This is a genomic window from Streptomyces sp. NPDC007875 (assembly GCF_042868035.1).
GTDB classification, from domain to species: domain Bacteria; phylum Actinomycetota; class Actinomycetes; order Streptomycetales; family Streptomycetaceae; genus Streptomyces; species Streptomyces antimycoticus.
The window spans coordinates 1-10,913 of record NZ_JBIADZ010000076.1 but is presented as its reverse complement, the minus strand read 5'-3'; the positions used below and the strand labels follow the sequence as shown (position 1 = coordinate 10,913).

Sequence of the window (10,913 nt, the reverse complement as noted above, 5' to 3'; positions counted from 1 at the left end):
CGCCGACCAGGCAGCGACCGAACCAGTGAACCTGAAACCACGCCAACCCGCTCTGACCAGCTAGTCAGCCACTCCCGCACTGCGGGGGAACCTCACCATCGTGGGTACAGCCAAGGGTGGTAGGCGTCACATTCCTTCACATGACGAAGAAGGCGTTCCAGGGCGCGGACCACCCAAGAACGAATGAGCTACGCCAACATGCACGCTCTCGTCTGGTTGGCCACTCCACAACCCGCCAGCGCAAAGCGCTGGTTGCATGAATGCCGTCGAAGAGGCGCGGCGGGATCATGATTGGTACGTCAACCAGTGCGGCGATCCAACTGATGCCGGTCAGGACTGACACAGTCGCCGGACTGACCGGTGGGATGGACCGCGGGCGTCGCTGGCGGTGGCTCAGTGGCGTGGTGGGAGTTGTCTGCCCGGTGGTTGGGCGGGCTCGGGCAGGGCGGTGGGCGGCTCGACGGGACGGGTCTGCGGCGCTTCCGCTTCCTTGGAGAGGGTGATCACTTCGCCGCAGTGGCTTGATCTGGAAGGGTTCGCCTTCCGCCAGCGCGTAGGTGACGTGTGAGCCGGTGATGTCGATCCGCAGGCAGCCTTGCCGGAACCGCAGGGAGAAGACTAGCCGGCTGTGTCGTCTCCCGCGCAGGACATCGACCGCCCGCGCTCGTGCACCCCGACGGGTGGGTGGGATTCCCCGACGTGCCGGCCGGCCCGCCCTCGGCCTGGGCCGTCTGCCCTTCGAAACCGCCGAATGGGAGCTGTCCGAAGGTAGCCAACTCGTGCTCTGCACAGACGGGCTGCTTAAAAACCACGGCAGGGATATCAACATCGGTCTGGGGCTGCTGCGCAACGCCCTCGACCAGGCCGTCGACAAGCGTCCGGCACGCCCGGAAGAGACATGGGTGGCGGTGCTCGGCACGATGCTTGCGGACCGCCAGAGCGACGACATCGCGCTGCTCGTGGCCCGCACCATGGGCTCCTCCCCAATCAGAGGACGCGACTCAAGCATGTGGCACAACGATCCAGAACATTTCGCGGCTGCCGTCGCAATACCAGGAAACAGGCAAGAATCACGGAAGGGCAGCACCGGGGGAGCCCGGAAAAAATCCGCAAAGAATTGGGAAAATCGCACCAAGTGGGCGACTGAGGAACTCTCCAGCTGCTTCCCGCTGCAGTCGGAAGTTACCTGCCGATTGCTTTGGAATTGTTTTTCCGGGCGAGAGTATAGGGCTTGATGTGATCCAGTGCCACCTGTGCCGCGCCATCAAACTCACCGCCAGCCAGTCGGGGTCGGCATCTGTCTGCAGGGACCCGTTCTCCTTCATGCGCCGCAGACTTGTCGCGATCGCCCCTTCCTGCTCGACAAAGCGGCCTCCGGCATGGCCCGTGCCCCACTGTCGGTTCCGGCGCGGGCGCTGGCGATCGTTCCGAGCGGACAGCCGTAAGGGCTATCCTGGAGTGCGTTGAGATTGATAATAGTGTCTGGGCACCATTGAGTGCACGAAATGAATTCATTCGCTCCAGGCGCTGGGGGTCACGCTTGAGAATGGCTTCGGCCCAAAAAGCGATGACGGCGCGCAGCTCCCGATTCCGCCATAATGGTAACGTTGCTACAGGAAAACCTGGTGTGGCTGGGCGACCGCTCGGCATCGTGCTCCTCCGCAGCAGGCCAGTCGCACCACTTGCTCCGCGGCAGATACCGGCCGATCAGCTTCGGCCGCCGCACTGGTTGACGTTGTCCCGCTCGACGATTCCCGGGGAGCGGCAGATGGACGCATCGGACGAACTCCTTGAGAGGGCTACCCCGTCGGCTCTGGTGACGCTGGATGGCGCCATCCGCCGCCTCAACGCCGCGATGGCCACGGCGCTGGGCAGGCCGTGGGAACAGTGCGTAGGTCGCGCCTTCAGCGATCTCTTGCCCGACAATCAGCGCCTCGCGGCTGAAAGCCTGCTGACGCACGGGGCCACGACGAAGAGGCTTGCGATGCGTGTGCTGGAGTTCCCCGGGACAGGCACAGCATCGGTGGTCTGCCTTGTCGAGGCGCGGCCAGTGAGGGACCCCGCAGACGGCGAGCAGCTTGTGTGGGTGCATTCGTTGGACGCGAAGCACGACCTGGGCGGTTTGCTGATCCCGTTCCAGCTTGCGGCCAGGTCCGCCGGCCTCGGGCTGTGCATGTGTTCGCCCCATGAGCACCAGGTGGAGTGGATGGGCGGCGCACCTGCTCTGGCCGCGCTTTTCCCGCAAGCGTCCATGTCCCTGTCCACGGTGATCCGGCATGCCCACCCTGATGACCGCAAGGGCTTGCGGCAGCTGGTCCGCTCGGACGCCGCCCAGTCCCCCTGGACCAGGTCGCGGTTCCTTACCGAGCACGATGGCTGGCGCGTTCTAGCCAGCCAGACTCGCAGGGTCACCTTGGGGTACGCCGGTCCCGAAAGGGTCTTCGGGGTGATCCGCGACGACACCCAGATGGAGGCGCACCGAGAGGAAATGCTGGCGGCCGTGAGTGCTGAGCGGCAGCGCACCGAGGAGATCGCCGCGTTCTCCTCCGCCCTGTTCACCGCCGCCACCGAGCAGGAACTGCAGCAGGTCGTCCTGACCCGGCTGGCCGCAGCCTTCGGCGGTACCGGCGCCCTCTTCGCGCTCGTCGACGACGGGCGCCTGCGGGTTTCCTCGGATGCCCAGATCCCCACGTGGCAGGCCGACGCCCTGCACGCCCTGTCGCTGGATGAGGACCGCCCACTGGCCAGTGCGATCCGCACCGGCCAGCCACAATTCATCCCCAACCAGGAGGAGCTCGCCCGTCGTTGGCCGCACGAAGACAGCCTGCCCCTCAGGCGGCCCGGCCCCGACCTCGCCATGTCGATCACCCCCCTCAGCCCGGTGGGCGACCGGCCACTGGGGGCTTGGGCGGTGACGTACGACAGCGAGCGCCCCCCGTCCCCGGAGCAGCTCGCCTTCATGACCACTCTGGCCGAGCTGGCAGGCCAGGCACTCAGGCGCATCAGGTTGCAACAAGCCCACATCGAACTGTCAACAGCGCTCCAACAGAGCATGCTCCCCACACTGCCCGAGCACCTCCCGGGCCTGAAGATCGCCGCCCGCTACCAGCCCAGCCGGCGCGGGCTCGATATCGGCGGAGACTGGTACGACGCGTTCGCCCTGCCCGACGGCGCGGTCGCACTGGAGATCGGCGACGCCCAAGGGCACGACGTGGACGCCGCAGCTTTCATGGGACAGGTGCGCTCGTCCATGCGCGCGATCGCCACCCACGAACCGGGGCCGGGAGCCGTGCTGACACGCACCAACGAGCTGCTCGTCACCATGGACGTACCACGCTTCGCCAGCTGCACCATGCTGCGCATCGATCCGCGCGACGGACAGGTCATCGGCACCAGCGCAGGCCACGTGCCGCTGCTCTTGGCACGCGACGACGGCAGCCACGACATCCGCACACTTTCCGGCGGGCCGGTACTGGGAGTCGTACCCGAGACCGACTACCCCGAGGAGACCTTCACGCTGGAAAAGAACACCGCGCTGGTCCTGGTCACCGACGGCGTCGTCGAAGGGCCGGGGCTGACCCTGGAAGCCGGGCTGGAACGAGCGGGAACGCTGGCCGGGCAGGCCCTCCACGACCGCCTCGACGTCGAGGCGACGGCAGACCGAATCCTCGACGCCGCGGTCGCGGTGGATCACCTCGACGACGTGGCCGTACTGGTGATCCGACGCGCTTAGAGGTCGCGCGGATTGGCAGCCAGCATTGACCAATGGGTAGACAGGACAGGCACAGGTTCCGCGATCACGGAGTTGCGACACTCGGTGATCATCGGCGAGACGGGTTGGCGCGGTGCGGGCGCCCTCGCCGGGCAGGAGTACGTCGTCGGCGATCTCCGGGCCGAGCAGCGGTGATCACGTCGGAACGAGCTTGGCCTCCGACGGGGGACCGGCTGGTGATCTCGACGCGGTTGAAAGCGTTCATCACCGTTGCCCGCCGGACGACCGCCGAGACCTGGTCTGCGGTGAGTACGGCCGCGACGTCGTTGTGTCCTCGTCGCTGACGTGCCGGCCCGGCGCACGCGTGACCGCCTCGGTCAGGCGGAGGGCGGCGCGGTCGGTCTCGGAGAAGTAGCGGGTCTCTTCCCACCTGGGCAGCACGGCGATCCGGTCCCGAGTTCTCACCCTTCTTGAGAACGTCGCGGGTGTGCATGCGCAGGCAGAACGCGCAGCCGTTGATCTGGGAGGCGCGGATCTTCAAAAGCTCGATCAGGAGCGGTCAAGGCCTGCCGTGACGGGCGGTCTCTTCCACCTCCGCCGACCGGGCGATGAGGGCTTTGTAGGCGCTCGGGTGCTGCTTGCCGATGTTGACGCGTTGCGTGTTGGTCATGGTTCCTTCGATTCGTTCGGGTCGCCTTGCGCCGCTGTGAGAGACGGGCTACGACCTCGGGTCGTCGACCTTGAGCTTGTCTCCCGTGTTGGAGACGTAGACCACCAGGAGCTTGGCCCGTTCGGTCCGGCTGGTGTTCTCGGTCAGGACGTGGTGAGCGCCCGGCCGCTCGACCCAGTTCTCGCCCTGTCGGTAGGTGTGCACGGGCTTGCCGGCGAGCTTGCTGCGCATGGTGCCTTCGAGGACGTAGGCGTAGACGAACGCCTTGCCGTGCCGGTGCGGCATCGCGTGTGCGTTGGGCGGGAAGTCGACGACCATCGAGGTGAACGTCTTGCCCTTCACATTCGGGAGGGCCTGCTGGAGCAGTGGCTTGAGGGTTTCGGTGGGGTGCTTCGATGTCACGGCCGCGGTGGGCGTCTTGGCGTGGGCGGGCTGGTCCGAGGCGGTGCAGGCCGTGGCCGCGGTCAGCGTGGCGACGGCCAGCAGGCCACCGGCGATCCGCATTCCGGTCACGATGGGTCTCCTCTTCAGTCTTCCGCGACGCGGATGATCGTCTTGCCCCGGGGTGCGGGTGGCGGGGGCGAATGCGGCGGGTGCTTCGGTGAGTGGCCGTACGGTGCCGACGAGGGGCTTGAGCCGGCCGTCCCTCACTCGCGTGGCGAGGTCGGTGAGGCGGGCGCGGTCGGGTTCGACGACGAAGAAGATGGCCCGCCCGTCCTTGGGCCGGACCTTGGGCGGCATGACGATGGTGACCAACGTGCCACCGGCCCGGACCAGGGCGGCCGAGCGGTCGAGGATGTCTCCGCCGATCACGTCGAACACGGCGTCGGCCTCGCCGACGTCCTCCAGCTTTTCAGTCTGCAGGTCCAGGAAGGTGTCGACGCCCAGTGCGAGCGCGGTGTCCTGGTCGGCGGACCGGCCGATGCCGATGACGCGGGCGCCGGCCTCGCGGGCGAGCTGTACCGCGATCGAGCAGACGCCGCCCGTGGCGCCGTGGAAGAGGACGGTCTGGCCCGTGGCCAGGCGGCCGTGGTCGAGCAGGCCCTGCCATGCGGTCAGCCCGGAGATCGGCAGTGCGGCGGCCAGGATGTGGTCGATGTCCGTCGGCAGCGGCGCGAGATTGCGGGCCTCCACCGTGGCGTACTCGGCGAGCGAGCCGTTGCGGGCCCAGTCAGCCAGGCCGAGCACCCTCTGGCCGACACTCAAGCCGGTGGTGCCGAACCCCAGCTCTTCGACGACACCCGACAGCTCGTGCCCGGGCACGCTCGGCGTCCGGTCGCGGCCGGCGCGATCGGTCCACGTGCCCGGCCAGTCCAGCTCTCCAGGGGTAAAGCCCGCGGCGTGCACCCGCACGATGACGTCGTTCTCGGCCGCGTGGGGGTAGGGCATGTCCGTCAGAGACAGCCCGGCGAGACCGGCGTCACGGTCCCGAACAGTGATGGCCCGCATAAAGGTCCTTACTGAGGAAGGGCGCACGAGCGCGCAGCCCCTTCACACAGGGCTCATCGCGGCTCGTCTGCGGAGGAACGCAGCAGGTGGACGCATGCCGTCCGCATGATCGATCTCATCTGTCCGCGAGCGTTCCCTCGTCTGTCCCGATTTGGTTGATTTGGCTCTCGTCAGGGAGACGAGACAGCCCTTCGGGGTGTGACAGCTCAGACGTGAGAAAGCTTTTCCGGGTTGATGACCCTGCGATACGCAGTTATCAGACCGTCTGTGATCTGCAGCGTGTCCACGGAGTAGACACAGCCCTTCCGGTGGAACACCAGGGCGGGCTCGCCGCCGACCTCGACGAGGTCGATGCGGTCTGGACGCCACCGGCGGCCCACACGCACCATCACCTCCGCGACGCGCTCACCACCATGGATGAGCTTGCGCGCCGCGGCAGCCTTGCCGCCGTCGGTGACATAGACAGCGTCCGGATGCAGCAGCCGGTAGGCCACACCGAAGACCGCGGGCCGATGGCTCTCCCAGTCGGCTCCGAGCACGTCCTCCCGCCCAGACGGCCCCGGCGCGTGCCCGTCACCCATACCGACGCAACCTCCTCCAGCTTGCGGATCCAGAGTAGCCATCCGAACTCGTGATCTGCGGTGCGCCGCACCCGGAGGACGGGCAGATAGGCCCGCCAGGAAGCTCCAGAATTCCATGGCTGCCGTCCGGGCTGTGACCAGTCCTGGTTCCCTTCCCGGAGCTGTCGCTGGGGCCCAAGCCTCCTCACACCGGCGCGCACATCTTGCCGTGAGCCATGAGGATGGGTGATAGGGATGCCGGAGCCTTGCAAAGCCGGCCGCAATGAGTCGGCATCCTGCAAACGCAGCTCCCGAGAAGGGAGGGACACCGTGGCGCGCCTCAGAATTCTCGTCGTGGGCGCAGGCTTCGCGGGCGTCGCCTGCGTGAGCCGTCTGGAGCGCCGGCTGGCTCCCGGCGACGCGGACATCGCGCTCGTCACGCCGGTCTCCTACCAGCTGTATCTGCCGCTGCTGCCGCAGGTCGCGGCGGGCGTACTCACTCCGCAGTCGGTGGCGCTCTCACTGCGCCGCGGAAGGTACCGCACCAGGATTATCCCGGGCCTTGCCATCGGCGTGGACGCCCGAGCGAAGGTCTGCGTCGTCCGCCGGATCACCGGGGAACTGACGAACGAGCGCTACGACTACATCGTGCTCGCGCCCGGCAGCGTGACCCGCACCTTCGACATTCCCGGCCTGAAGGAACACGGGCGCGGCATGAAAACGCTCGCCGAGGCCGCGTACCTGAGGGACCACGTCATCGCCCAGCTCGACCTGGCCGATGCCGCTGTCGACGAGCAGGAGAAGATCTCCCGACTGCAGTTCGTCGTCGTCGGAGGCGGCTACGCGGGCACTGAGACGGCGGCTTGCCTGCAGCGGCTCACCACCCACGCGGTGCGGCGCTACCCACGGCTCGATCCAAGCCTGATCAGGTGGCACCTGATTGACATTGCGCCGAAACTCATGCCCGAGCTGGGCGACAAGCTCGGCCGCAGCGCGATGGAGGTGCTCCAGCGACGCGGGGTAGAGATCTCGCTCGGCGTGTCCGTCGCCGAGGCGAGGCCGTACCAGGTCACCTTCACCGACGGCCGGGTCGTCCCCTCCCGGACCTTGATCTGGACCGCGGGAGTGGTCGCCAGCCCGCTGGTGGGAACGCTGGGGGCCGAGATGGTACATGGACGGCTCGCCGCCACCGCGCAGATGACGCTGCCTGGTTTCGACGGTGTCTTCGCGCTGGGCGATGGCGCCGCCGTACCCGACCTGACGGGGGGCGACGGCGCAGTCTGCCCGCCCACTGCACAGCACGCCCACCGGCAGGGCAAGACAGCGGCGGACAACGTCATCGCCGCGCTCCGCGGTGAGCCGCTTCGGTCCTACCGGCACAGGGACCTCGGTCTGGTGGTCGACCTGGGCGGCAGGGACGCGGTCGCCAAGCCGATGGGCGTCGAGCTGCGTGGGATGCCCGCGCAGGCGGTGGCCCGGGGCTACCACGTGGGGGCGATGCGCACCAATGTCGCGAAGGCGCGGGCGCTGACGAACTGGATACTGAACGCGGCTGGGGGCGACGACTTCGTACGGATCGGGTTTCTCGCGGAGGAACAGCCGTCGCTGCGGCACTTCGAACAGACCGATGCCTACATGACACCGCAGCAGGTACGGGAGCACACCGCCTCACTCAACGCCGACCAGGGCTAGGTACTTTCGTTTGGATCACCGTGCGGACCATATGAAGATGCCTGCGATGTGGAGTCCGGCGAGATAGATGGTTTCGGTCTTGTCGTATCGGGTGGCGAGCCCGCGCCAGTGTTTGATGCGGTTGATGCATCGTTCGACGGTGTCGCGCTGCTCGCAGGCCTCGCGGTCGAAGGCGGGTGGTCTGCCGCCCCGGCTGCCGCGCCGCCTGCGGTGGGCGGCCTGGTCGGCTGAGGCCTCACCGGCATCGTCACCAGGACTGACCCGTGTGTGCTCCGAGGAGGCTGGAGAGACGGTGTGGCGGCCGCCGCACCGGCCGTCTTCGCACGTGTGGAGGCGTCTCGTATGCTGGCCCCGTGGAGCGGGGAAAGCTGATCGCGGACCGTTACGAGCTGATCGGCCGTCTGGGCCGGGGTGGCATGGGCGAGGTGTGGGCCGCGCGGGATCGCGTGCTCCACCGTGAGGTCGCGCTCAAGCTGCTGGATCCCGACGGGATTGCACAGGCTGACCTGCCCCGGCGGTTCGAGCGCGAGGCGGTCGCCGCTGCCCAGATCGTCCACCCCAACGTCGCCGCCCTGTACGACCGGGGCATCCACGACGACGTGTTGTTCCTGGTCATGGAGAAGGTGGACGGCCAGACGCTCACAGCGCGTCTCCAGGCTGAGAGTCCTTTCCCCCTGACGCGTGCCGTGGCCATTGCCAGCGGCATCTGCGCCGCGCTGGAGGCCGCCCACCGGGCCCAGGTCATCCACTACGACATCAAGCCCCACAATGTCATCCTCACCGGCGACGGGCTGGTGAAGGTCATCGACTTCGGGATCGCCGGGTTCGTCCAGGCCGCGTTCACCGTGGCGCGCTCCTCACAACTGGCCCCGGCCGGAACGCCGGAGTTCGGCGCGCCGGAGCAGTTCCTCACGGAACGCGGCGACGAACGCTCCGACCTGTACGCACTCGGTGGGATGCTCTTCGCGATGCTCGCCGGTCGGCCGCCCTTCACCGGGCACAACAGCATCGCGGTCGTGCGGCGCAAGCTCGACGAGGAGGCCCCGCCCCTCGACGCGTTCCGCCCCGGCCTGCCGCCGGAGGTGACCGCGCTCGTCGCCGAACTACTGGAGCGCGATCCCGACCGGCGCCCCCAGTCGGCACAGCAGGTCCAGCAGCGGCTTCAGGCACTCCTGGCGTCGTGCGCGGCAGCGGAAGCTCCCACCGCGGCGATGCCCCCGACCCCGCGCACCCGCCTGATGGACGTCACGCGGCGCGCGCCTCGGCCGCCCTCTCCCGACTCCTGGGACCGCGCCTCCACCGACGAGACGCCGTTCACCGCGGACGCCCTGCTGCCGCGGCGGTTCACCAACGACGTGGACATCGAGTTCGCGCGGATCGCCGAGGACACCCGCCTCTCCCGTGAAGCGGGCCCCAGCGACCTGGCCAGGGAACTCGAGCGCCGTGACTGTACCGAAGTGGTCGCCGGCGTCTACGCGGAGCAGCCCGGTCCCCACGCCACGCCCGAGAACCCCGTCTACGTCTCCGTCCAGGTCTTCGCGTTCCCCGACGCGGCGACGGCCCGGGACGCGCACAAGTACCTGGGCGGCGGGGACGTGCGCTGGCGCCTCACCATCTGGAGCGCCCGCGACGGGGGCGGCCTCGCCCCCTGTCCCGACAAGGTCCACCGCAGCCTCCGATGGCGGTACAGCCGGAGAGTCCACCGCTACCTGACCGCGGCGCTGGCCTACCGCGCCGACCTCACCAACGACGGCTCCATCGGGCCCTGGCTCGCCGCAGCCGCCCGCAGGGCCGCGTTCTCCACCGGGCCGCAGAACCACCACGGCGTCTAGTCCGTTTCGTTCGGATCATCCGATCATTAGGCCGTGTGTGCCGTTAACCGATGCGCAGTGGGCGCGGATTGAGCCGTTGTTGCCGGACCGGACGCCGAGGCGGGGTGGCCGCTGGCGGGATCACCGGCAGGTGATCGACGCGATCGCCTTCAAGTTCCGGACCGGGACGCAGTGGGTCCACCTGCCGGAGAAATGCGGCAACTGGAGAGGCGTCTACAACCGGCTGCGGATGTGGGCCCTGGACGGTACCTGGGAACGGGTCTTCACCGCCCTGGTCGCCCGGGCCGACGCCGATGAGGACCCGCAGTGGGCGGTCGCGGTCGACTCCACGATCGTGCGTGCCCACCAGCATGCCACCGGGGCCCGCAATACAGGGGCCCCGGCCGGCGAGCCGGCCGATCACGCCATCGGACGCTCCCGCGGCGGGCTGACCACGAAGATCCACCTGGCGGCCGACGGCAACTGCCGGCCTCTGGCCTTCCGCCTCACCGCCGGACAGGCCGGTGACGCCCCCGCCTTCGAGCCGGTGATGGCCGCCATCCGCGTCCCACGGGCCACCGGGCGTCCCCGCACCCGCCCCGAAATGGTCCTGGCCGACAAGGCCTACTCCTCCCGCGCCATCCGCCACCATCTGCGCAGACGCGGCATCCGGGCCGTGATCCCCGTTCCGGCCGACCAGGCCGCCCACCGCAGGCGGCGCGGCAGCCGGGGCGGCAGACCACCCGCCTTCGACCGCGAGGCCTGCGAGCAGCGCAACACCGTCGAACGATGCACCAACCGCATCAAACACTGGCGCGGAGTCGCCACCCGATATGACGCCACTCTTAGGCCATCGTCCATTGTCCGTGGTGGCTGATGGGAGGAGGCTGGTGGGGCATGCCGGGCAGTGAGTGCTGCTGCCCTGGAAGGTGTGGAAGGCGCGGCTGATCCGGTCGAGGTCGTTGGCGTCGGCGACGGTGGTCACGTTCCAGCCGTAGGCCAGGAAGCGGGCGGCGACG

General features: G+C 68.5%; 7 protein-coding genes and 4 pseudogenes. 5 read left to right on the top strand and 6 right to left on the bottom strand.

All coding sequences use genetic code 11. The features are described 5' to 3' along the window. Nucleotides 1-136 precede the first annotated feature (136 nt). A complete protein-coding gene (locus tag ACFYOY_RS48805) occupies nucleotides 137-577 on the bottom strand; it encodes a hypothetical protein (RefSeq protein ID WP_388594539.1) in 441 nt (146 codons plus the stop codon). A gap of 50 nt (nucleotides 578-627) precedes the next feature. On the opposite strand from ACFYOY_RS48805, the pseudogene ACFYOY_RS48800 reads away from it, so the two are divergent. Next, nucleotides 628-971 (top strand): annotated as a pseudogene (locus ACFYOY_RS48800) (PP2C family protein-serine/threonine phosphatase); the annotation flags it as partial. Between the two features lie 797 nt (nucleotides 972-1,768). Further along, entirely contained in the window at nucleotides 1,769-3,733 is a 1,965-nt protein-coding gene (locus ACFYOY_RS48795; RefSeq protein ID WP_351902731.1) for a SpoIIE family protein phosphatase, read from the top strand. Between the two features lie 445 nt (nucleotides 3,734-4,178). Here the strand turns inward: ACFYOY_RS48795 and ACFYOY_RS48790 are convergent. The 4 genes and pseudogenes from ACFYOY_RS48790 to ACFYOY_RS48775 form a co-directional block, all read right to left on the bottom strand. Then, nucleotides 4,179-4,253 (bottom strand): annotated as a pseudogene (locus ACFYOY_RS48790) (carboxymuconolactone decarboxylase family protein); the annotation flags it as partial. A gap of 177 nt (nucleotides 4,254-4,430) precedes the next feature. Beyond that, nucleotides 4,431-4,667, bottom strand: coding sequence for a cupin domain-containing protein (locus ACFYOY_RS48785; protein WP_388594536.1), 237 nt, complete (start codon nucleotides 4,665-4,667; stop codon nucleotides 4,431-4,433). A gap of 242 nt (nucleotides 4,668-4,909) precedes the next feature. Beyond that, nucleotides 4,910-5,831, bottom strand: a pseudogene (locus ACFYOY_RS48780) (NADP-dependent oxidoreductase). A 206-nt stretch (nucleotides 5,832-6,037) separates the two neighbouring features. After that, nucleotides 6,038-6,412 carry a hypothetical protein gene (locus ACFYOY_RS48775; protein WP_388594534.1) on the bottom strand — a complete coding sequence of 125 codons (375 nt, stop codon included), beginning with the start codon at nucleotides 6,410-6,412 and terminating at the stop codon, nucleotides 6,038-6,040. A gap of 309 nt (nucleotides 6,413-6,721) precedes the next feature. Between ACFYOY_RS48775 and ACFYOY_RS48770 the strand changes: the two genes are divergently transcribed. Beyond that, on the top strand, nucleotides 6,722-8,083 hold the full coding sequence (locus ACFYOY_RS48770) for an NAD(P)/FAD-dependent oxidoreductase (RefSeq protein WP_351902725.1): 1,362 nt from the start codon (nucleotides 6,722-6,724) through the stop codon (nucleotides 8,081-8,083). Nucleotides 8,084-8,098: 15 nt separating this feature from the next. Here ACFYOY_RS48770 and ACFYOY_RS48765 read toward each other — a convergent pair. After that, nucleotides 8,099-8,311 (bottom strand): annotated as a pseudogene (locus ACFYOY_RS48765) (IS5/IS1182 family transposase); the annotation flags it as partial. A gap of 125 nt (nucleotides 8,312-8,436) precedes the next feature. On the opposite strand from ACFYOY_RS48765, the gene ACFYOY_RS48760 reads away from it, so the two are divergent. Beyond that, a complete protein-coding gene (locus tag ACFYOY_RS48760; protein WP_351902722.1) occupies nucleotides 8,437-9,915 on the top strand; it encodes a serine/threonine-protein kinase in 1,479 nt (492 codons plus the stop codon). A gap of 25 nt (nucleotides 9,916-9,940) precedes the next feature. After that, nucleotides 9,941-10,771: an IS5 family transposase gene (locus ACFYOY_RS48755; RefSeq protein ID WP_351902881.1), complete on the top strand. Its 831-nt coding sequence runs from the start codon at nucleotides 9,941-9,943 to the stop codon at nucleotides 10,769-10,771. The last annotated feature ends 142 nt before the right edge of the window (nucleotides 10,772-10,913 follow it).

What these genes read in the sequence shown, in the direction of transcription:
- ACFYOY_RS48795 (WP_351902731.1), top strand. Translation starts at nt 1,769, where the DNA reads ATGGACGCATCGGACGAACTCCTTGAGAGGGCTACCCCGTCGGCTCTG.
- ACFYOY_RS48785 (WP_388594536.1), bottom strand. Translation starts at nt 4,667, where the DNA reads ATGCCGCACCGGCACGGCAAGGCGTTCGTCTACGCCTACGTCCTCGAA.
- ACFYOY_RS48775 (WP_388594534.1), bottom strand. Translation starts at nt 6,412, where the DNA reads ATGGGTGACGGGCACGCGCCGGGGCCGTCTGGGCGGGAGGACGTGCTC.